Origin of the sequence: Sphingomonas sp., from assembly GCF_003248515.1 — a bacterium.
Lineage (GTDB): Bacteria > Pseudomonadota > Alphaproteobacteria > Sphingomonadales > Sphingomonadaceae > Sphingomonas_I.
Genome location: NZ_QFOB01000006.1, coordinates 388,471 through 410,482, shown reverse-complemented (window position 1 = coordinate 410,482; position 22,012 = coordinate 388,471). Strand labels below are relative to the sequence as shown.

The 22,012-nt window shown below is 64.1% G+C and carries 14 protein-coding genes; 11 read left to right on the top strand and 3 right to left on the bottom strand.

Annotated elements, in window-relative coordinates:
• Positions 1-531: 531 nt before the first annotated feature.
• From DI605_RS13010 to DI605_RS12995, 4 genes are all read left to right on the top strand, one after another.
• Positions 532-1,677 (top strand): fumarylacetoacetate hydrolase family protein, encoded by a 1,146-nt coding sequence (locus tag DI605_RS13010; protein WP_293974418.1) that lies wholly within the window; start codon positions 532-534, stop codon positions 1,675-1,677.
• The gene (locus DI605_RS13005; RefSeq protein WP_293974415.1) at positions 1,674-2,435 is read left to right on the top strand and encodes an SDR family NAD(P)-dependent oxidoreductase; all 762 of its coding nucleotides are present in this window, start codon (positions 1,674-1,676) and stop codon (positions 2,433-2,435) included. The genes DI605_RS13010 and DI605_RS13005 overlap by 4 nt, the downstream gene beginning before the upstream one ends.
• A 3-nt stretch (positions 2,436-2,438) precedes the next feature.
• Positions 2,439-3,317, top strand: coding sequence for an SMP-30/gluconolactonase/LRE family protein (locus DI605_RS13000; RefSeq protein WP_293974412.1), 879 nt, complete (start codon positions 2,439-2,441; stop codon positions 3,315-3,317).
• Positions 3,318-3,480: 163 nt separating this feature from the next.
• The gene (locus DI605_RS12995) at positions 3,481-4,200 is read left to right on the top strand and encodes a FadR/GntR family transcriptional regulator (protein ID WP_293974409.1); all 720 of its coding nucleotides are present in this window, start codon (positions 3,481-3,483) and stop codon (positions 4,198-4,200) included.
• Positions 4,201-4,242: 42 nt separating this feature from the next.
• Here the strand turns inward: DI605_RS12995 and DI605_RS12990 are convergent, their stop codons facing one another.
• Entirely contained in the window at positions 4,243-5,331 is a 1,089-nt protein-coding gene (locus DI605_RS12990) for a glycoside hydrolase family 43 protein (RefSeq protein ID WP_293974406.1), read from the bottom strand.
• A 369-nt stretch (positions 5,332-5,700) separates the two neighbouring features.
• On the opposite strand from DI605_RS12990, the gene DI605_RS12985 reads away from it, so the two are divergent.
• The 7 genes from DI605_RS12985 (at position 5,701) to DI605_RS12955 (ending at position 18,500) form a co-directional block, all read left to right on the top strand.
• The gene (locus tag DI605_RS12985) at positions 5,701-7,329 is read left to right on the top strand and encodes a glycoside hydrolase family 43 protein (RefSeq protein ID WP_293974482.1); all 1,629 of its coding nucleotides are present in this window, start codon (positions 5,701-5,703) and stop codon (positions 7,327-7,329) included.
• A 17-nt stretch (positions 7,330-7,346) separates the two neighbouring features.
• A complete protein-coding gene (xylB, locus tag DI605_RS12980) occupies positions 7,347-8,789 on the top strand; it encodes a xylulokinase (protein WP_293974403.1) in 1,443 nt (480 codons plus the stop codon).
• A gap of 17 nt (positions 8,790-8,806) precedes the next feature.
• Complete coding sequence (gene xylA / locus DI605_RS12975) at positions 8,807-10,123, top strand: xylose isomerase (protein ID WP_367120049.1); 1,317 nt, start codon at positions 8,807-8,809, stop codon at positions 10,121-10,123.
• Positions 10,124-10,177: 54 nt separating this feature from the next.
• A complete protein-coding gene (gene tkt, locus DI605_RS12970) occupies positions 10,178-12,256 on the top strand; it encodes a transketolase (RefSeq protein WP_293974397.1) in 2,079 nt (692 codons plus the stop codon).
• Positions 12,253-13,365 carry a transaldolase gene (tal, locus tag DI605_RS12965; RefSeq protein WP_293974394.1) on the top strand — a complete coding sequence of 371 codons (1,113 nt, stop codon included), beginning with the start codon at positions 12,253-12,255 and terminating at the stop codon, positions 13,363-13,365. Before tkt ends, tal begins: the two co-directional genes overlap by 4 nt.
• Before the next feature lie 73 nt (positions 13,366-13,438).
• Positions 13,439-14,821: a sugar porter family MFS transporter gene (locus DI605_RS12960; RefSeq protein WP_293974479.1), complete on the top strand. Its 1,383-nt coding sequence runs from the start codon at positions 13,439-13,441 to the stop codon at positions 14,819-14,821.
• A 766-nt stretch (positions 14,822-15,587) separates the two neighbouring features.
• Positions 15,588-18,500, top strand: coding sequence for a TonB-dependent receptor plug domain-containing protein (locus DI605_RS12955; RefSeq protein WP_367120048.1), 2,913 nt, complete (start codon positions 15,588-15,590; stop codon positions 18,498-18,500).
• Positions 18,501-18,837: 337 nt separating this feature from the next.
• On the opposite strand, the gene DI605_RS12950 is transcribed toward DI605_RS12955, so the two are convergent.
• Together DI605_RS12950 and DI605_RS12945 are read right to left on the bottom strand one after the other, a co-directional pair.
• Positions 18,838-20,454 carry a glycoside hydrolase family 43 protein gene (locus tag DI605_RS12950; RefSeq protein ID WP_293974388.1) on the bottom strand — a complete coding sequence of 539 codons (1,617 nt, stop codon included), beginning with the start codon at positions 20,452-20,454 and terminating at the stop codon, positions 18,838-18,840.
• Positions 20,451-21,692 (bottom strand): MFS transporter, encoded by a 1,242-nt coding sequence (locus DI605_RS12945; RefSeq protein ID WP_293974386.1) that lies wholly within the window; start codon positions 21,690-21,692, stop codon positions 20,451-20,453. Before DI605_RS12945 ends, DI605_RS12950 begins: the two co-directional genes overlap by 4 nt.
• Positions 21,693-22,012 lie beyond the last annotated feature (320 nt).

Sequence of the window (22,012 nt, the reverse complement as noted above, 5' to 3'; positions counted from 1 at the left end):
CAGCTCCTCCAGGCTCAGACCAAAATTCAGATAACGCTCCACATACAGCGCCGTCATGTCGATATTCGACGGATTGTCGAACCACGCCCGCGATCGCAATTTGTTCTTGTTGTTCTGTGACATCGTTTTTCCTGTGATTGCGGGGACATGGCAAATATAGATCGGTCGTTCCCGTGCCGCCGGCGGCGCCAGGCTCACCGGATTGCGGGCGCCGGGCCGAGCAGGGTTCGTTCCGACCCGGACTATTCCAGAGCATATCCTTCGTAAAGTGACCTTCCGGTCATAACTCTGACATAACTGATCCAAAGTCTGTATCGCTTTGAAACAATGAGGTCACCCCCGTTTGTCACCCGGGCAGGGCGCGCGAAGGTCTTGTTCGAGAGCGTGGTTGCTTATCGCTGTCTGCTTCAATATGTCTGAGTTAAAGAGATGAAGCGGGCGGCTGACGGGTGGCTGGGCGAAGCGCCGCGGCCGTCGCGTGACGGCCGTTCCGGATCGGTCGAATTCATGGTGCAAAGGCGGGAGCGGAGAATGACGGGTGTTCTGATGTCGCGGGAATGGCTTCCTGCCGACTGGGCGCAGGGGCGGTATATCGCGCGGATCAGAACGGCCGAGGGGCCGACGCCGGTTCTTGTCGAGAATGGCATCGCTTATGACATGTCGGACGTGGCTCCAACCGTGTCGCAACTGATCGACGCGCTTCCGGTTTCCGTTTCCCGGGGCGTGGCGCTCGGCGCGCTGACCGAGCTTGACGGCGAACTGCTGAGCCCGGTCGACCTGCAATGCGTGAAAGCCTGCGGCGTCACGTTCGCGCTTTCCGCGATCGAGCGCGTGATCGAGGAACGGGCACGGGGCGATGCCGGCGCCGCGATGGCCATTCGCGAGCGCCTCGAATCCCGCATCGGGGGGTCGATCCGCTCGGTCGTGCCCGGATCCGGCGAAGCGGCCGAGCTCAAGGCGGCCCTGATCGCAGACGGGCTGTGGTCGCAATATCTGGAGGTGGCGATCGGCCCGGATGCCGAGGTGTTCACCAAGGCCCCGATCCTTTCAACCGTGGGTGGGGGCGCCCCGATCGGCGTGCGATCGGATTCCGGCTGGAACAATCCGGAGCCGGAGATCGTGCTGATCGTCGACGGACGCGGCGCGGCCGTTGGCGCCACGCTCGGAAATGATGTGAATCTCAGGGATTTCGAGGGGCGTTCCGCCCTCCTGCTCGGCAAGGCGAAGGACAATAATGCGTCCTGTTCGCTGGGGCCGCTTATCCGGCTGTTCGACGAGACCTTCTCGGTGGATGACGTACGCAATGCCGAGGTGACGCTCCTGATCGAAGGGCCGGAAGGATATCGTCTGGATGGCGTGAGCAGCATGAGCCAGATCAGCCGCGATCCGCTCGATCTCGTCCGGCAGACGCTGAGCGAACATCAATATCCTGATGGCTTCGCGCTTTTCCTCGGCACCTTGTTCGCGCCGGTACAGGATCGTGATGAATCGGGGCGGGGCTTCACGCACAAGGTTGGCGATATCGTGTCGATCTCCACGCCCACGCTGGGCACGCTGGTCAATGAGGTCGTCACCTCCAGGGATGCGGCGCCGTGGGCGTTCGGCGTGGCCGCGCTGATGCAAAATCTCGCGGAGCGCGGGCTGCTGGCGAAGGCCGGGGAGGCTTTGCCGGCATGAGCTTGAGTGCCGCCTATCCCAGCCTCGCGGGGAAGCGGGTCTTCATCAGCGGCGGTGCCTCCGGCATCGGTGAGGTGCTGGTGGAGGCGTTCGCCATGCAGGGCGCGCGGGTCGTCTTCTGCGATATCCAGGCCGAGGCGGCGGCGGAGGTTGTCGCGCGTTTGGCATCGGCACCCGCAAAGCCCGCTTATCACCTCTGCGATCTGCGGGATATCGATGCGAGCCGGGCCATGATCGAGCGCGTCGCGGCCGATCTTGGCGGGATCGACATCCTCATCAACAATGCCGCCAACGATGATCGCCATGCCGTGGGTGACGTGACACCCGATTATTGGGACGAGCGCATGGCCGTGAACCTGCGGCACCAGTTTTTCCTGGCGCAGGCGGCCGTGCCGTTCATGCGCGAGGCCGGAGGCGGCGCGATCCTGAATTTCGGTTCGATCAGCTGGCATCTCGGCCTGCCCGATCTGGTACTCTATCAAACGGCGAAGGCCGCGATCGAGGGGCTGACCCGCAGCCTCGCGCGCGATCTCGGGCGCGATAATATCCGCGTCTGTACGATCGTGCCCGGCAATGTAAAAACGGCCCGGCAGGAAAAGTGGTACACACCGGAAGGAGAGGCCGAGATCGTGGCTGCACAATGTCTTCCCGGCCGGATCGTGCCGGCCGATGTGGCCGCGCTGGCGCTCTTCCTTGCCTCGGATGATGCGCGCATGTGCACCGGGCACGAATATTTCGTCGATGCGGGGTGGCGCTGAGCCATGGCCTCTTCGCAGCCGCAATCCGTTCTCAGCCTGGGCGCGACGCTGGGCGAGGGGCCGTGCTGGGTCGAACGGGACAGCTCGCTCTGGTTCGTCGACATCAAGGCGCACAACATCCATCGCTTCGTGCCGGGAACGGGTGCCCTGGTCACGTGGCGCGCGCCGGCGCAGGTCGGCTGGATCCTGCCCGCCGACAATGGCAGGTTCGTGGTGGGGCTCCAGACGGGCCTGCATCATTTCGATCCGGAAACGGCCGATTTCTCGGCCATGGTCGATCCCGAACCCGAACATCCCCGTAATCGTCTCAACGATGCGACCGTCGATCGCCATGGCCGGCTGTGGTTCGGAACGATGGATGATGACGAGGAAGGCGCCAGCGGGCGGGTCTTCCTGTTTGCGGACAATGCCTGTCGCAATACCGGAATCGTGCCGGTCAGCATCACGAACGGACCTGCCGTATCCGCCGACACGGGGTTGCTGTATCATGTCGATACGCTGGGCCGTAAAATCTGGCGTTCCCGCATCGAGGCCGATGGCGCCGTCCACTCTCCGGAACTCTTCATTTCGATCGAGGAGAATGCGGGATATCCGGACGGGCCGACCATCGATGCCGAGGGATGCCTGTGGATCGGCCTGTTCGGGGGCTGGGGCGCACGCCGCTATGATCCGGACGGCCGCCTGATGGCGCATATTCCCTTCCCCGTCGCCAACGTGACGAAGATCGCCTTCGGAGGCGACGATCTCGCCACCGCTTATGCGACCACGGCGCGCAAGGGGCTGTCGCCGGAGAATCTCAAGCACCAGCATCAGGCGGGGGACCTGTTCGCCTTCGATCCGGGAACGCGCGGCCTGCCGGGCCATCATGTGCGGCTCGGCTGATCGGACGGAGGAGTGTGATCCAGTCCGCTCGCGAGACGGGTAAAGTGCGCGTCGGTTAGCGGGGATTTGTGGGGCGAAATGCCTCCGCCCGTGCCGATCGACGATGCTCGCCCGGCCGAAGGTGCGGGTTTGGCGTTTCCGAAACGATAAGCTAGGAGCGGGCATGGCAAAAGAAGTGTCGTCTCCGGCAGGCGCGGGCGGAAAGAAAACTCGCATTCCGGGCGGCATCGCCAAGAATCTGGGAATGGCCATTGTCAGCGGGCAATTATCGCCCGGCGCGCTCCTCGAAGGTGAAATCGCCGCCAGCGAACGTCTCAAGGTTTCGCGCACCGCCTATCGGGAAGCCGTGCGGATCCTGAACGCGAAGGGGCTGGTGGAATCGCGCCCGAAGGCGGGCACCAGGGTCAGCCAGCCATCCAGCTGGCATCTGCTGGATCCGGACGTTCTGGCCTGGGTCTTCGAGGAGAATCCGACCCATGATGTCGTGCTGCAAATCTTCGAGCTGCGGCGCATCGTGGAGCCGCGCATCGCGGCGCTTGCGGCTGAAAGGCGGACGCCTGCCGGGCTGGAGAAGATGCGCGAGGCGCTTGAGCGGATGGACCGGTTCAAGCTCACCAATGTCGAGGGGCGCCGCGCAGATCAGGATTTTCATGCCGCTCTGATCGAGGCTGCCGGCAATCTCTTCCTCACCTCCCTTTCGAGCGGGATCGGTGCCGCCGTGACCGCCACCACGGCCTATAAATCGCGTTGGGATCGCCTTCGCCGCGACGCCGTTCCCGATCACCGGGATGTCTATGAGGCGATCGCCGCGTCTGACGTTTTTGGCGCGCATGCCGCCATGAAGCGTCTCGTAGATCTGGCGTGCGAAGAGGCGCTCATCTGAATTGCACGGGGGCGGCCGCAGGTCCGCCCCCGGCGATCCCTGTTATTTGAACGGATCGATGGTGCGGATGCTGCCGTCGCCTTCGAATTCCAGCGGGATCACCTTCGCGCTGCGCAGGCTGTTCACGTTGGAAAGCTGGGTATCGTGGTAGAAGAGATACCACGAGCCGCCCTGATTGATCGTCGATACGTGCGACGTCCATCCCTGTACCGGCTTCAGCACGGTTCCGCGATAGGTGAACGGCCCGTAGGGCGTCTTTCCGGTCGCATAGGCGATCAGGTGCGTGTCCCCGGTGGAATAGAGGAAATAATAGACCCCGTTCCGCTTGAACATCCAGGATCCTTCGAAAAAGCGGCGGTCATGATCGCCTCCGAGGAGGGGCGCGCCCTTTTCGTCCACGATCACGGCATCGCGCGGGTTTTCGGCGAACTGCTTCATGTCGGAGGACAATTTGACGACCTTGGCGGAGAGGGCCGGCTTGTCGTCGGTCTTCAGATCCGTGTCGCCTGCGGCGGCGTTGTAGGATCCGGTGGCCCAGCGCTGGAGCTGCCCGCCCCAGATGCCGCCGAAATACATATAGGCCTGCCCGTCATCGTCCATGAAGACGGCCGGATCGATGCTGAAGCTGCCTTCGATCGGCTTGGGTTCGGCCTTGAAGGGGCCGATGGGCGATCGCGACGTCGCGACTCCGATCCGGAAGACGTTGTCATGATCCCGCGCGGGGAAATAGAGATAATAGATGCCATTCTTGTAGGCGGCATCGGGCGCCCACATCTGCTGCTTGGCCCACGGCACCTGCGACACATCCAGCGCGACGCCGTTGACCGTTACCTTGCCGCCCGGACGATCCATCGTGAGCACGCGATAGTCGCGCATGCCATATTGGCTGCCCAGATCGTCATTGGGCGCGTCGTTGGGAATGTCGTGCGACGGATAGACATAGACCTTGCCGTTGAAGACATGCGCAGACGGATCCGCGAAAAACATCGAGGGGACGAGCGGTTGCGTGCGGAATTTGCTGCTGTCGGAGGGGACGGGCGTCTTCGTGCCGCCCTCGGCGCCGGCGCAATAGGCTGCCGTCGAACCGAGCAGGCCCAGGCCGATGACGGTTGCGAGCCACTTTCCTTGCATCTTTCTCTCCATCGCGGCGGCGACCGAAAAAGCGGCACGACCGTCTCGACCAAGCTCGTAAACTCAGACATATAATCGTGCAAGAAGGCGATTCTCGGGTTTGTCAGGTTGACTCAGGCTGGGGCTTGGGCCAGCCAGCCATTAATACTCAGACAATCTCCGACGATTGCTAGGCGAGGTTTGATGCGAGAGGTCTTTGTTCAGGTCTCCAGCGAGAAATGCGATTCGCCTCCGGTGCCCCTTCAGGATGACATTGGAAGCGGGGGAGCGGCAATCCGTTCGAACGCGCGCGCGCGTTCGAAAGTTGCCCGCGCCGATGTGCGCGGTGCTTCCGCCGGGGGCTTCTTCGTGAAGCGGCGTTTCGCCTCGATGCTCATCGCCGGGCTGGCCCTGGCGGGGGCGCAGCGTGCCGCGGCCGAAAGCCCGCGCTTCGAAGATTTCCGGTATGCAGGCCGATCGATCGAGGGCGTGAAGGCCGGGCCGGGCGAATATCTCAATCCCATATTGGCGGGCTATCATCCGGATCCATCGCTCGTCCGCGTGGGCGACGATTATCTGCTGATCAATTCCAGCTTCTCCCATTTTCCCGGCATCCCGATCTTCCGCTCGAAGGATCTGGTTCACTGGACCCAGATCGGCAACGCGATCGATCGCCCGACCCAGCTGGATTTTTCGAACAGGAAGGTTTCGGAAGGCGTGTTCGCGCCCGATATCTCCTTCCACGACGGCACCTATTATATCGTCAACACCTGCGTGGGCTGCGGCGGCAATTTCGTGATTACCGCCCGGGATCCGGCAGGCCCCTGGTCGGATCCGGTCTGGCTCGATTTCGGCGGCATCGATCCGTCCATCACCTGGGAAGGGGATCGCGCCTATATCGTCCACAATGATGCACCGGCCGAGCCGCCCCGTTATGATGGCCATCGCGCGATCTGGCTCCAGGAATTCGACTGGAAGGCGCGCAAGATGGTCGGCCCGCGCCGGCAGATCGTGAATGGCGGCACCAGCCTGGCGGACAAGCCGATCTGGATCGAAGGGCCTCATATCTTCCGGCACGACGATCATTATTATCTGATCGCGGCGCAGGGCGGCACGGGCGATGCACATTCGGAAGTGGTATTCCGATCCGCCAAGATCGATGGCCCGTATGAGCCTTATGCGGCCAATCCGATCCTGACGCAGCGCAATCTGCCGGCGGATCGCGCGCATCCGGTGACGTCCGCCGGCCATGCCATGATGGTGAAGACCCAGAAGGGCGACTGGTGGGCGAGCTTCCTCGCGACCCGCCCTTATCGCGGCGGCGAGTATAATATCGGCCGGGAAACCTTCCTGCTTCCGGTGACGTGGAAGAATGGATGGCCGGAGATACTGCCCGCCGGACAGGTCATTCCCTATGCCGCGAAGGCGCCCGATCTGCCCGCTTCGGCCGCGCCGCTGCCGACGAGCGGGGATTATGGCTATCGCGAGACGTTCGATCGCAAGACGCTGCCGGTCGAGTGGATCGGCATTCGCACGCCGAAGGCGCCTTTCTATCGGCTCGAAAAGGGCGCGCTCGTCCTTACATCCGGCGCGGCGCTGGGGGACGTGTCCGGCGTGCCGTCCTTCATCGGCCGGCGGCAGGAACATGCGATTGCGGACGTTTCGACCACGCTGCGTTTCCGGCCATCGAAGGATGGCGATCAGGCGGGTCTCGTCGCCATCCAGAACGATCAGTCGCTGCTTTTCTTCGGCATCAGCCGGGAAGGCGGGCAGGACGAGATCCTGCTCTCCGTGCGCGACAAGGCCGATGCTGATACCATTGTCGCCCGTGCACCGGTGCATACCGACAAGCCGATCGGGCTCGCCATCCATATCAATGGCGGCACGATATCGTTCGACTATGATGTCGACGGGCAGGCGCATAGCCTGAAAAGCGGCGTCGATGCCGGCTTTCTGAGCACACAGCGGGCCGGCGGCTTCGTCGGCACGGTCATCGGCCCCTTCTATCACAGCAAATGAGAAACGGAGCGTAGTAGGTGTTCCTTGGTATCGACATCGGCACGTCCGGCGTGAAGGCGGTCGTCATCGACGATCAGGGCCTTGTGGCGGGGCAGGGCACGGCGGGCATCACCGTATCGCGTCCGCACGATCTCTGGTCGGAACAGAGCCCGGATTCCTGGTGGCAGGCGACAGAGGCCGCCGTGCGCGCGATCGATCCGGCATTGCGCCGATCGGTGCGCGCGATCGGGCTTGCCGGGCAGATGCACGGGGCGACCTTGCTGGACGAGCAGGATCGGCCGCTGCGCCCCTGCATCCTCTGGAATGACGGCCGCAGCTTCGCCGAATGCGCCGAACTGGAAGAACGGGTTCCCGCGCTTCGCGAGATTTCCGGCAATATCGCGATGCCCGGATTCACCGCGCCCAAGCTGCTGTGGGTGGCGAAGCACGAGCCGGAAATCTTCGCGCGGACGCGCACCATCTTGCTGCCGAAGGATTTCGTTCGCCTCCAGATGACGGGCGAGCGGGCGACGGACATGTCGGATGCGGCGGGCACGATCTGGCTGGATACGGCCGCGCGCGCCTGGAGCCCGGAGTTGCTCGCCGCCTGCGGCCTCGACACTTCGCACATGCCGGCATTGTACGAGGGCAATGAGGCGACGGGCGTGCTGCGCGCGTCGGTCGCCGAGGCGTGGGGCATGGGCATCGTCCCGGTCGTCGGCGGGGGCGGGGACAATGCGGCGGGCGCCGTCGGTGTCGGCGTCGTCCGGAATGGCGATGCGCTGCTCTCGCTCGGAACGTCGGGCGTGATCTTCGTCGCCAATGATCGCTTCAGTCCCAACCCGGCCGAGGCGGTTCATGCTTTCTGCCACGCCATTCCGGATACCTGGCACCAGATGGCCGTCCACTTGAGTGCCGCGTCCTGCATCGACTGGGTTGCGCGCCTGACCGGCGTTTCCGGGCCGGCCGAACTCTTCGCCCGTGCGGAGACGGTGGGGCCGGGGGGCACCGACGCCCTGTTTCTTCCCTATCTTTCGGGGGAGCGGACTCCGCACAACGATTCCCGCGTGCGGGGCGCCTTCCTGCACCTCGAGAATGACACTGACGGCCCGGCGCTCGCCCGGGCGGTGCTGGAAGGTGTGGCGTTCGGATTGGCGGATGGCCTGCGCGTGCTGAAGAATGCGGGCGCCGATGTCCGCGAGCTGGCCGTCATCGGCGGGGGCGCGCGATCCTCTTACTGGGGGCGCATCATCGCGGCCGCGCTGGAAACGCCGCTCGTCTATCTCAGCGGTGGCGAGGTTGGCCCCGCGCTGGGCGCGGCGCGCCTCGCGCAGAGCCATGCGGAGCGGGTTTCGCCGGCGGAGATCTGCGTTCGTCCGCATGTTTCGTCCCGCATCGAGCCGGATCCCGAAATCGCCGAAAAGCTGGCCCGCAAGCGCGAGCTCTTCGGCAAGGGCTATTCTCACATCAAGGACTTTTGAGGCTTCCCATGACAGACATCTCGGCCGACTATTTCGCCAGCTTCGACAAGATCACTTATGCTGGTCCGGAGGCCACGAGCGAACTGAGCTATCGCTATTATGACAAGGATCGCGTGGTCCTGGGCAAGCGGATGGAGGATCATCTGCGCTTCGCGGTGTGCATGTGGCACACCTTCTGCTGGCCGGGTAACGACATCTTCGGCGCCGGCACGTTCCAGCGGCCCTGGCTGTCCGGCCCGGCGGATGCGAAGGCGGCCGCATCCAAGCGCGCCAATGCGCTCTCCTTCGTCGAGAAGCTCGACGTGCCCTTCTACTGCTTCCACGATGTCGATGTGATGGAGCCGGCCAACACGGCCGCCGAGCATATGGCGCACCTCGCGGATGCGGTGGATCATCTGGAGGAACTGCAGCAGAAGCATGGCCGCAAGCTGCTGTGGGGCACGGCGAACCTGTTCAGCCATCCGCGCTTCGCGGCGGGCGGCGCCACCAATCCCGATCCGGAAGTCTATGCGTTCGGCGCGATGCAGGTGCGCGGCGCACTGGATGCCACGCACCGGCTTGGCGGATCCGGCTATGTGCTGTGGGGCGGCCGTGAGGGCTATGAGACGCTGCTCAACACCAATCTGGGCCGCGAGCTGGACAATTTCGGGCGCTTCCTGTCGCTCGTCGTCGAGCACAAGCACAAGATCGGCTTCAAGGGCACGATCCTGATCGAACCGAAGCCGCACGAGCCGACCAAGCATCAATATGATTTCGATACGGCGACGGTCTACGGCTTCCTGAAGCGCTATGGCCTGGAGAATGAGGTCAAGGTCAATATCGAGGCCAACCACGCGACGCTTTCGGGCCACACGTTCGAGCACGAACTGGCGATGGCGACGACGCTCGGCATCTTCGGATCGATCGATGCCAATCGCGGCGATCACCAGAATGGCTGGGATACGGATCAGTTTCCCAATTCGGTGGAGGAACTGACGCTGGCGCTGATCGAGGTGATCCGCGCGGGTGGCTTTACCGATGGTGGCTTCAATTTCGATTCCAAGGTGCGTCGCCAGAGCGTGGATGCGGAGGATCTCTTCCACGGCCATGTCGGCGCGATCGATGTCGTCGCGCGCGGCCTGCTGAACGCGGCCGCGCTGATCGAGGACGGGCGGCTCGATGCGTTCCGGGCCGAGCGCTACGCCGGCTGGACGGGCGAACTGGGCCAGCTCGTGCATGCGCCCGCCACCTCGCTCGCCGACATCGCCGATCTCGCCATCGCGCGGGATCTGCGCCCGGCCCCGAAATCGGGCAAGCAGGAGCGGCTCGAAAACCTCATCAACCGCTTCATCTGAAACGGCGCGTCGCCCGGAAATCCCCCGGGCGACGCCCTCCGTCACGGGATATTCATGAGCAACGTCCTCACCGTCAGCGTGTCGCCCGAAGGTGATGCCGCGATCGCGCCCGACCTGATCGTCAACACGATCCGCACCCTTTCGATGGATGCGGTGGAACAGGCGAAGTCCGGCCATCCGGGCACAGCGATGGCATTGGCGCCGGTCGCTTATACGCTCTGGTCGAAATTCCTGCGTTTCGATCCGCGCGCGCCGCTCTGGCCCAATCGCGATCGCTTCGTGCTTTCCGCCGGCCACGCCTCGATGTTGCTCTATTCGCTGCTGCATGTGGCGGGCGTTCAGGACGTGGGAGCGGATGGCGCCCCGACCGGTCATCCGGCGGTGTCGCTGGAAGATATCAAGGCGTTTCGCCAGCTTGATTCCCGCACGCCCGGTCACCCGGAATATCGTCATACCACCGGCGTGGAGACGACGACGGGGCCGCTGGGGGCCGGATGCTCCAATTCGGTGGGCATGGCGATGGCCGAGCGCTGGCAGGCGGCGCGTTACAACCGCCCGGATTTCACGCTCTTCGATCATGACGTCTATGTCGTGTGCGGCGACGGCGACATGATGGAAGGTGTTTCGGGCGAGGCGGCGAGCCTGGCCGGGCACCTCGCCCTTTCCAATCTCTGCTGGATCTACGACAGCAATCACATCTCGATCGAAGGCGATACGGATATCGCCTTCTCCGAGGATGTCGCCAAGCGGTTCGAGGCGTATGGCTGGGACGTGCTGCACGTTGCCGATGCCAATGACATGGCGGCGCTCGGCGAGGCGCTCGCCACCTTCCGCAGCCGCCGCGAGAAACCCACGCTCATCATCGTGACGTCGGTCATCGGCTGGGGCAGCTCCAAGGCGGGCAGCGAGAAGGCGCATGGCGAGCCGCTGGGTGCCGCCGCGATCGCTTCCGCGCGCCAGACTTACGGATGGCCCGACGAGCCTTTCCATGTGCCGGCAGGCGCGCGCGAGGCTTTTCATGGGGACATGGCCGGGCGCGCCGGGCCGTTGCGGGAGGCATGGGAAAAGCTGCTGGCGGATTATGCCTCGGCGGAGCCAGCCCTGGCGGCCGAACTGGAGCATCTGTTCGCGGGCACGCTGCCCGCAGGATGGGAGGCGGCGCTTCCTTCCTTCGAGCCGGATGCGAAGGGCGTGGCCTCTCGCGACGCCGGAGGCAAGGCGCTGAATGCCGCGGCCGCCGCGATCCCCTTCCTCGTCGGCGGCTCGGCCGATCTTGCGCCTTCCACCAAGACGCTCATCAAGGATCAGGGCAGCTTCCAGCCCGGCTCGCCTGCGGGATCGAACCTGCATTTCGGCGTTCGCGAACATGCGATGGGGGGTATCGTCAACGGCCTCGCTCTGTCCGGGCTGCGGGCCTTCGGCGCGACCTTCCTCGTCTTTTCCGATTACATGCGCGCGCCGATACGGCTGGCCGCGCTGATGCGCATCCCGTCGATCTTCGTGTTCACGCATGATTCGATCGGCGTGGGCGAGGATGGGCCGACGCACCAGCCGATCGAACATCTGGCTTCGCTGCGGGCCATTCCCGACCTCGATACAATCCGTCCCGGTGATGCCAACGAGACGGCCTGGGCGTGGCGCGCGGCGCTGGATCAGACGCGGATGCCCACGGCGATCATCCTCTCGCGTCAGGCGCTGCCGACGCTGGATCGTGATCGTTACGGTTCGGCGGAGGGGCTGCTGCGCGGCGCCTATGTGCTGGCGGACAGTGAGGATGCGCAGATCATCCTGATCGCGACAGGCAGCGAATTGTCGCTTGTGGTGGATGCGCATGAGCAGCTTGCGCAGCGGGGCATCCGCTCGCGCGTGGTTTCCATGCCGAGCTGGCATCGCTTCGAACAGGAAAACCAGGCCTATCGCGACGCGGTGCTTCCTCCCGCCATCCGCCGGAGGCTGGCGGTGGAGCAGGCCGGCGAGATGGGGTGGCATCGCTGGATCGGCGATGGCGGCCGGATCATCGGCATGAACCGGTTCGGCGCGTCCGCGCCGCTGCCGGAACTGCAGAAGCGCTTCGGCTTCACGGTGGAGGCGATCGTCGCGCAGGCTGAGGCCATGTTGGGAGAAGATGCGTGAGCCGTCTGAAGGATCTTTCCGCGGCGGGCACCTCCGTCTGGCTCGATTTCGTCGAACGCGGCTTTCTGCATCGTGGCGAATTGACGAAGCTGATCGAGGAGGATGGCGTTTCCGGCGTCACTTCCAATCCGGCCATCTTCCAGAAGGCGATGGCGCCGGGTGGCAGCTACGATGCCGATCTGCGGGCCATGGCCGGGGATCCGGGGATGGCCGATCCGCTCGTTCGCTACGAGCGGATGGCGATCGAGGATATTCGCGCTGCGGCGGACATGCTGGCGGGCGTCTATGCCGCCACGGCCGCTAGGGATGGCTATGTGAGCCTGGAAGTGTCGCCCCGTCTCGCGCGTGATGCCGAGGCGACGGTGCGGGAGGCGCTGGATCTCTGGAAGCGGGTCGACCGACCCAATCTGATGATCAAGGTGCCGGGCACGGAAGAGGGCGCACTTGCGGTGGGCCGGCTGATCGAGGAAGGGCTTTCCGTCAACGTGACGTTGCTCTTCTCGGTAGATGCCTATCGGCGCGTGGCGGATGCCTACATGACCGGCCTTTCGCGGCGCCTGCGGGCCGGAAAACCGATCGACCGGATCGCCAGCGTGGCGAGCTTCTTCGTCAGCCGGATCGATGCGATGATCGATGGCGAAATCGATCGACGCATCGCCGGCGGAGATGCGGAGGCGGAACGGCTGCGCGCCCTGCGGGGGCAGGCGGCGATCGCGAATGCGAGGCTCGCCTACGCGGTCTTCGAAGAGATACTCGCCTCGTCGGATTGGGCGACGCTGGCCCGGGCGAGCGCGATGCCGCAGCGGCTGCTGTGGGCCTCGACCGGAACCAAGGATCCGACTTATAGCCCTACGCTCTATGTGGACGAACTGATCGGCCCTGAAACCGTGAACACGATGCCGCCCGCCACGCTGGCCGCCTTCCGCGAGCAGGGGCAGGTGAGCGCGACCTTGCCGGGCGATGTCGCGGAAGCACAGCGGGTGATCGCCGGACTGAAGGAACATGGCATCGATCTGGCGACCGTCACTTCCACACTGACCGTCGACGGTATCGCCTCGTTCAAGACGTCGTTCGATGAGATGCTGCGGGGATTGCAATCGGCAGGCTGACCGATAGGGCGGCGGATCCGCACGAAGACAATAAAAGGGGAGACCGAAGGTGAGCGGAACGGAACGGGTGAACATGGCCTTTGTCGGCTCGATCGTGGCGGTGGCCACGATCGGCGGCTTCATGTTCGGCTATGATTCTGGTGTCATCAACGGCACCCAGAAGGGGCTGGAAGCGGCATTCGATCTGGGCGAGCTGGGCATCGGCGTGAATGTCGGCGCGATCCTCGTCGGGTCGGCCATCGGTGCGTTCGGCGCTGGCCGTCTGGCCGACAATATCGGGCGACGCAGCGTGATGATGCTCGCCGCCGCCCTGTTCCTCGTCAGCGCGTTGCTGGCCGGGGCCGCGACCGGATCCGCCATGTTCATCTGCGCCCGCATCATTGGCGGCCTTGGCGTCGGCGCTGCGAGCGTGATCTCCCCCGTCTATATTTCGGAGGTGACGCCCGCCAACATCCGTGGCCGTCTCTCCAGCATCCAGCAGGTGATGATCATCACCGGCCTGACGGGCGCGTTCGTCGCCAATTATGCGCTGGCGCGCGTGGCGGGCGGCTCCACCGCGCTGCTCTGGTACGATATGCCGGCCTGGCGCTGGATGTTCTGGCTGCAGGGCATTCCCGCCTTCATCTATCTTGTCGCGCTCACGCGCATTCCGGAAAGCCCGCGCTATCTGGTAGTGAAGGGGCGGGACGAGGATGCCGTTGCGGTGATGACGCGCCTGTTCGATCCGGAAACGGCGCGCCGCAAGGTCAGCGAGATTCGCGAGTCCCTGGCGGGCGATCATCACCGGCCCAAGCTGTCCGATCTGGTGGACAAGGCGACGGGGAAGATCAGGCCCATCCTTTGGGCCGGCATCGGCCTCGCCGTGTTCCAGCAGCTCGTCGGCATCAACGTCGTCTTCTATTATGGCGCGACCCTGTGGGAAGCGGTGGGCTTTTCCGAGCAGGATGCCCTTCAGACCAACATTCTTTCGGGCGTTCTCTCGATCGGGGCCTGCTTCGCCGCGATGGCGCTTGTCGATCGCGTTGGCCGCAAGCCTCTGCTGCTGATCGGGTCCGCCGGAATGACCGTGACGCTCGCGATCGTGGCATGGATGTTCTCGACCGCGATCGAGGGCGCGAACGGAGGGGTGGCCCTGCCGGGCAGCAATGGCGTGATCGCGCTGGTGGCGGCCAATCTCTACGTGATCTTCTTCAACATCAGCTGGGGCCCGATCATGTGGGTCATGCTCGGCGAGATGTTCCCGAACCAGATCCGTGGCTCCGGCCTTGCCGTTTCCGGTTTCGCGCAGTGGATCGCGAACGCGGCGATCAGCGTGAGCTTCCCGGCGCTCGTCGTGGCGCCGGGCCTGGCGATCACTTATTCCGGCTATGCGCTGGCGGCGCTGGTTTCGTTCTTCTTCGTGAAGGCGCTGGTGCACGAAACGCGCGGACGGGAACTGGAGGACATGGTCGGCTGATCGGAATGCCGCCCTTCCGCTGAAGGAAGGGCGGCCCGCAAGCCGATCATGTCACGAAAGCGGCGGTCGCCCGCTGACGGCGGCTCCGGCTGCTCGGGCAGGGCTGGCTGGTTACCGAGCCTCGGCGTTGGCGCACGCGTGAAGGCGGAGCCGCGCCGGGTGCTTTCCGGGCGGCTTCGCGCCTGTCGAGACGCTCTCCAAGGAAGCGATACCGGGATCGGGGACCGGCGCCGAAACGGGATGGCCGGGCGGCGCGCGTTCCTGCCCCCGGAGTTGGAGCATTGCTATCCGGCCCTGCGGACCCGCTTCCTTTGCGAGGCCGCCGCGCTGCCTGCCGCCGTTCTGAACGGCCACCTGCCGATCTGGCGGCATGAAGAACGCCCGATCGGGGCGGCACCTGTTGCTGTCCGGTTACGCTAGTCCGCCATTGTGCTTCGGGCACCCCTTGTCTGTCAAAATAGCCGGATTTTCGCACCATTCGCCCTTGGCAGGGCGTTGCAATGCGCGGCGAGTTGGGTATTTGTCCAACATATCGATCCAGCCGGATCGGCCAGAATCGGTGGTTTTATCACTCGATACAGGGTGAGGCCTCGATACGGCCGTCGCGAAATACCCGACTCGAAGGGATTCCGATGACGGCGCGGCCAAGTGGATTGTGGAGGTTTTCGGGCGACCTGTCCGAAGCATTCAATTGAAGGAGGGGATAATGTCAGACAAATCTGTTCGGGCCCGCAGTCGGGCCGCCTGGGCTGTGAGCCTCGGTGCGATGGCGATCTGTTCGCTTTCGGCGCCTGCTTTCGCCCAGTCGGCGCCCGCACCGGCCCCCGCGCCTGCGACTGCTGCCGATGCGGCAGGCGGTGAAGATCGCGCGCAGGATATCGTTGTTACCGGTTCGCGCATCACGACGAGCGGCTTCCAGGCTCCGACGCCCACCTCGGTGATCGGCGCGGACCAGCTGGCCGCGAACGCGCAGCCGAACATCTTCGCCACCGTCGCCCAGCTGCCTTCGCTGCAGGGCTCGACCGGCACCACGACGAACACGTTCAGCACGTCCAGCGGTGCGCAGGGCCTCAGCTCCTTCTCGCTGCGTGGTCTCGGCGCGATCCGCACGCTGACCCTGCTCGATGGCCAGCGTGTCGTGGCCGCCAACGTGACGGGTGTTCCGGACGTCAGCCTCTTCCCGCAGCTGCTGATCAAGCGCGTCGATGTCGTCAATGGCGGCGCATCGTCGTCCTACGGATCGGACGCGGTGGGCGGCGTGGTGAACTTCATCACCGACACGCATTTCGAAGGCATCAAGGGCAATGTCCAGGGCGCCATCACCAATTACAACGATAACGAAACCGTTCTCGTTCAGGGCGCCTACGGCCACGCCTTCATGGACAATCGCCTCCATGTCGTCGTCAGCGGCGAATATGATCGCGAAAAGGGCGTCGGCCCCGGCGGCTTCGGCACGGAGCTGGGCGGCGGGCGTGACTGGTTCATCAACCGCACGGTCGTCAACCGCAACGTTCTGAACGATGGCCGCCCGCAATATGTGGTCGTCGATTATGCCCAGCCGTATAACTACACCAAATATGGCCTGATCACGTCCGGTCCGCTCCAGGGCATCGCCTTCGATGCGGCGGGCAATCCCTTCCAATTCCAATATGGTTCCAACGGCACGCCGGCGCGCAATGCCGCAGGCTCCGTCAACGGCTGTCTTCCGGGTTTCTGCTCCGGCGGCGATCTGTCGGGCAATGTGGATCCGGGCCGCACACTGCAATCGAGCCTGAAGCGTTACAACGGCTATGGCCGGATCGGTTACGACTTCGCCGACGACAACGAATTCTACGTCTCCGCGAACATCGCGCAGGTCAAGACGCAGAACCAGCCGATCAGCGGTCAGAATCGTCCCAACCTGACGATCCAGTGCAGCAACGCCTTCCTGCCCGCCTCCGTTTCGGCCGCCTGCGCCACGGCCGGCATCACGAGCTTCCAGTACGGCACCAGCGTCGCCATCCTGCCGAACACGCAGGTCCACACGGATCGGCGCCAGTATCGGTTCGTGGCTGGCGCCAAGGGTAAGGTGCCGGTGTTCGGGACGGACTGGAATTATGACACCTATTACGAGCGCGGCATCAACAAGACCGCGATCGACGTCAGCGAGATCATGCTCACGCGGCGCTTCAATCAGGCGATCAACGCGATCAGCCTGAATGGCGTGATCGTCTGCGCGGATCCGGTGGCGCGGGCGAATGGCTGCCAGCCGATCAACATCTTCAGCGGTGCCACCCCTTCCGCCTCGGCGAAGGCCTATGTGCAGCCTGAGAAGGGGCCGTACCAGCGGACCCGGCAGACGCAGGACGTCGTCAGCCTCAACATTTCCGGTTCGCCGGTCGATCTGTGGGCCGGTCCGCTCGCGATCGCGTTCGGCGCGGAATATCGGCACGAATATTACAAGGTTCGCGCCGATGCCTACGGCAACGGTATCCTCGATCAGGCGGGGATCTCCGGTACGCCGTATGATTCCAGTTATCCGGCGGATCCGACCCTGCTCGACAGCGGCAACAACTGGTATGCCGGCAACTACAAGAACGGCACCGGCTCCTATAGCGTGAAGGAAGCCTTCTTCGAGGCGAACCTGCCGCTGTTCGATGGCGAGAAGATCGGCCGTGCCAACCTCAACGCTGCGGCCCGCGTGACCGATTACAGCACCTCCGGCACAGTGTGGGCATGGAAGGTCGGCGGCACCTGGGATACGCCGCTGAACGGCTTCCGCCTGCGCGCCACCACGTCGCGCGACGTGCGTGCGCCGAACCTTTCGGAGCTGTTCGCGGCCCCCGTCACGACGACGCTGCCGAACTTCTTCGATCCCTTCCGCAACGTGAACGTTCTGGTGATCCAGAATGCGCTGGGCAATCCGGCGCTCACGCCGGAACTGGCGCGGAACACCTCGGTCGGTGCGGTACTCTCCAATCCGTCCTGGCTGCCGGGCTTCAGCTTGTCGTTCGATTACTACACGATCAAGATCAAGGACGTGATCAGCGGCCTTGGCGCCAACGATATCGTGAACTTCTGTTTCCAGGGGATCCTTCCGCAGGTCTGCAACTCGTTCAATCTGAACAACACGAGCGGGCCGAATTACGTCAATGTGCAGTCGTTCAACTTCGCATCGATCAAGACGGAAGGCTTCGATATCGAGGGCAGCTATCGCTGGCGGCGGCCGCTCGGTCTGGATGGATCGCTGACGCTGCGTGGTCTGGCGACGCATATCATCAAATATGTGAGCGACACCGGCCTGCCCGGCACGATTCCGAACGACTCGGCCGGTGTGAACATCGGTGGCACGCCGAACTGGAAGTTCCTGACGATCCAGACCTACGAGACCGACAAATGGTCGTTCCTCGTCCAGCAGCGCTGGTTCTCGGATGGCAAGTACAACAACAATTATATCGAGTGCCAGACGGGTTGCCCGGTTTCCACGAGCCAGCACCCGACGATCAGCAACAACCACATCAAGGGTTCGTTCTATCTGGATATCGGTGGATCCTATAAGATCCTTCCGAACATCACGGCCTATTTCAAGGTCGACAATCTGCTGGATCAGTCGCCGCCTTACCTCCCCGGTTTCCCGAGCCCGTCGCTCTACGACATTCTCGGGCGGGTTTATCGGGCCGGCATCCGCTTCAGCCTTTAAGCCTTTCCTCCCACTGGCGGCGCTCCTGAAAGGGAGTGCCGCCATTCTTTTTGGAGGGCGTCCAAAGCGTCGCGCGGGCCGGGAGCCAACGATCCGGCAGAGCTGCGTGTATCCGCTCCCACGATTGCCGGGATGGAAAGGATGTGCAGGCGAACATGCCCTGCCGTGCTGAGGCATCGCCCTCTCGAAAGAGTGTGGCGAGCACGTTATCACGCTGACGGAGAGGCGATCTTTATGAGGCAGCCCCGGCTTGCCGATGGATCGCGCAACCCCACGAGCTTTTCGATTTCAGAGGGCATCTGGACATGCGCTCGTCCGCGCATGTCCAGTCGGGTTCTCAGGGTAGATCGACGTAGCTGAAGCTGTCGAAATCGGCGGCCATTGCGAGCCCGCCCATGTCCTGGCAGGCCATGCCCACGAAGGCACCCGTAAAATTCGCAAGGCCGGGCAGGGTGGCTTCGTCCGATAGCGCCGATGCGTCCAGCGCCTGCGGTAGCCAGCACCAATCCGTCATCGTCTCGGTTCGATATCCGAAGCGCAGGATGTGATGATCGACCGCCGCCGCCAACGAGATGCGGCCCCCCTCGATGGGGATGCGAGGGCCGAAAACATCGCCCTGAACCTGATCAGGCAGGATCGACATGACCTGCAGATGGCGTCCGTCCGGATCGTCATGCGAGACGAACAGATAGTGAAGCTTGGTGGAATTATAGTAGCAGACGAGGCCCGCCTGCTGCTGGAAATTGATCGGGGTGCAATCCAGCACGCATTCCGCGCGATATTTCCAGCTGGTCTGCCGCCGCGCGACGAGTGCCTGCTCGTGCAGGCTTCCGATCGTTTCCCGGCCATATAGCCGCAGATGCCCCGGGCGCGCGGTGAGGCTGAACAGGCGATCCGCATGCGGGGTGCGCAGCCATTGCAGCGTGACGGGCAGATCGGGGCCGTCGAAATCGTCGTGGCTGGCGGGGGCGGGCCACGGCGCTGCCGGCAGGGCGGGGGCATTCGGCGCGGGGGCCGGCGCGGCATCTCCTTCCACGGTGCGAAGCCAGCCGTCTTCGCCCCAGCGCATCGGCTGGATGGCTGTCTCGCGACCCATCACGCATCGCCCGCGCGAGGGCAGCGGACGGCCGCAGAGATAGGCCATCCATGTCTCACCGTCAGGCAGATCGACGAGATCGGCGTGGCCTGATCGCTGGATCGGGGACAGTGGCTTGTCCTTGGCTGTCAGAACTGGTCCATCGGGATGGATTTCATAAGGCCCTTCGATCGATCGCGCGCGCGCCATCGTCACGGCGTGATTCCAGCCGGTGCCGCCTTCGGCGACGAGCAGGTGATACCAGCCATCGCGCTTGTAGAGATGGGGGCCTTCCGTGAAGCCCAGGTCCGTGCCCACGAAGATGGTGCGCCGCTCCCCGAGCAGGGCGCCGCTGCGCAGATCCATCTCCTGGATGACGATGCCTGCGAAACGATTGCGGCCGGGGCGGTGATCCCAGAGCATGTTCAGGAGGTAGCTGCGCCCGTCGTCGTCATGAAACAGGGCGGGATCGAAGCCACTGCTGTTCAGGTGGACGGGGTCACTCCACTCGCCGTCGATCGTATCGCAATGAACCCAGTAGTTGTGGAAATCGCGCAGCGAGGCGCCGGACGCGCCTGCAGCAGTCGTGCGCCCATAACGTTTGACGTCCGTATAGATCAGGTGAAATCGCCCGTCGGCATAGCTCAGGTCCGGCGCCCAGACGCCGCAGCTGTCCGGGGTGCCGCGCATGTCGAGCTGGCTGGCCCGCACCAGCGGACGCGATACGAGCCGCCAGTTCACCAGATCCCGCGAGTGGTGGATCTGGACGCCGGGATACCATTCGAAGGTGGATGTCGCGATGTAGATATCGTCGCCGACCCGCACGATCGAGGGATCGGGATTGAAGCCGGGAAGGATCGGATTGGCGATCTTGGTCATGAAGGTTTCCGTACCAACGTCCAGAGAAGCGCGGCGCCCAGCAGATCGAGGCATGCCAGCACGACGAAGAAGGGCTCGTAGCCGACCTGATCGACGAACGTGCCGATCAGGAGCGAAAAGATGAGCAGGCCGGTATTTCCGGCTAGGCCGGCCAGACCGGCCACCGTGCCGACCTCGTTCTTGCGAAACAGATCCGCGGACATGGTGATGACGGTGACCGAAAGCGTCTGGTGGGCGAACCCGCCCAGACAGAGCAGGGCGATGGCCATCACCGGATCCGTGACCCATCCCACGGCCGCCACACCCGTCATGAGCACGGCGCCGAGCGTGAAGGCATAGCGGCGCGCATCGATCAGGTGGATGCCCCGGCGTTGCAGAAAGGCGACGACCGAGGGGCCGAACAGGCAGCCCAGATCCGCCCCGAGGAATGGCAGCCACGCGAAGAGCGCCATCTGCTTGATGTCGAAATGCCGCGCCGTCATCAGATAGAGCGGCATCCAGAAAGAAAGCGTGCCCCAGGTGGGATCCGCCAGCATCCGGGGCAGGGCGATGCCCCAAAGGTTGCGCTGGCGCAGCAGGGAGCCGACAGAAGGCTTGGCTGCCATCGCCTCCAGCCCGGTTTCCTGTCCATCCTCGATTTCGGCCTTTTCCTCCGCCGAAACCGCGCGGTGGCTGGCCGGCGGGGAATACCAGAACAGCCACAGCAGCACCCAGGCCAGGCTGATGCCGCCCGCCACAAGGAAGGCCGCGCGCCAGCTGTGCGTGAGGATCGCCCATGCTACGAGCGGCGGTGCGAAGACGGCCCCCAGCGACGCGCCGATATTGTAAAGGCCGCCCGCAAAGCCGCGTTCGCGCGCGGGAAACCATTCGGAGACGACCTTCATGCTGCCGGGATGGCCCGCGCCTTCGGCAAGCCCCAGCAGGCCGCGCAGCGCGGCGAAGCCGACCCAGCCCGACGCGAAACCGTGGAGGAGGGTGACGACCGACCAGAGGCCGGCGAAAATCGCGAAGCCGATCTTCAATCCGATCGCATCCAGCAGCCAGCCCACCAGCGGCTGGAACATGATGCCGACCTGGAAGGCGGCGGTGATCCAGCCATATTGTTGGGTGGAGATATCCTGCTCGCGCATGATCGTGGGGGCGGCCACGCCCAATATGCTACGCGAAAGATAGTTGAGAATCATCACGCCCATGAGCAGGCCGATGATCGTCCAGCGGATCCGCATGGGTCGTGTCATGTCAGACAAAATTCCGCAAAGTGTGGATCATTTCGAGCGACCGATCCGGCTGGCGTGGCGCCCCCGATGGCGGGTGGAGCTCCCAAGGGCATCCGCTTGCGTGGCATGGCATGAGTGCTCTCCGGGCTGTGTCCGGTCCCGTCATCCGGCTCTTTGAGGCGACCATAGAGCCTCTTTTCCAAGTGTATAGGCAGTTGGCAAGGCCGTCAGGCGATTGCGGCCAACGCTTCCGATGCCAACGGGTGAGAGCGCCGATGCCCTCGCCGTATGCGGTGCGCGGGCGATATGTGTGTCGCGGCGGCAATCCGATGGCGCATGTT

What these genes read in the sequence shown, in the direction of transcription:
- DI605_RS13010 (WP_293974418.1), top strand. Translation starts at nt 532, where the DNA reads ATGACGGGTGTTCTGATGTCGCGGGAATGGCTTCCTGCCGACTGGGCG.
- DI605_RS13005 (WP_293974415.1), top strand. Translation starts at nt 1,674, where the DNA reads ATGAGCTTGAGTGCCGCCTATCCCAGCCTCGCGGGGAAGCGGGTCTTC.
- DI605_RS13000 (WP_293974412.1), top strand. Translation starts at nt 2,439, where the DNA reads ATGGCCTCTTCGCAGCCGCAATCCGTTCTCAGCCTGGGCGCGACGCTG.
- DI605_RS12995 (WP_293974409.1), top strand. Translation starts at nt 3,481, where the DNA reads ATGGCAAAAGAAGTGTCGTCTCCGGCAGGCGCGGGCGGAAAGAAAACT.
- DI605_RS12990 (WP_293974406.1), bottom strand. Translation starts at nt 5,331, where the DNA reads ATGCAAGGAAAGTGGCTCGCAACCGTCATCGGCCTGGGCCTGCTCGGT.
- DI605_RS12985 (WP_293974482.1), top strand. Translation starts at nt 5,701, where the DNA reads ATGCTCATCGCCGGGCTGGCCCTGGCGGGGGCGCAGCGTGCCGCGGCC.
- tkt (WP_293974397.1), top strand. Translation starts at nt 10,178, where the DNA reads ATGAGCAACGTCCTCACCGTCAGCGTGTCGCCCGAAGGTGATGCCGCG.
- DI605_RS12960 (WP_293974479.1), top strand. Translation starts at nt 13,439, where the DNA reads ATGGCCTTTGTCGGCTCGATCGTGGCGGTGGCCACGATCGGCGGCTTC.
- DI605_RS12955 (WP_367120048.1), top strand. Translation starts at nt 15,588, where the DNA reads ATGGCGATCTGTTCGCTTTCGGCGCCTGCTTTCGCCCAGTCGGCGCCC.
- DI605_RS12950 (WP_293974388.1), bottom strand. Translation starts at nt 20,454, where the DNA reads ATGACCAAGATCGCCAATCCGATCCTTCCCGGCTTCAATCCCGATCCC.
- DI605_RS12945 (WP_293974386.1), bottom strand. Translation starts at nt 21,692, where the DNA reads ATGACACGACCCATGCGGATCCGCTGGACGATCATCGGCCTGCTCATG.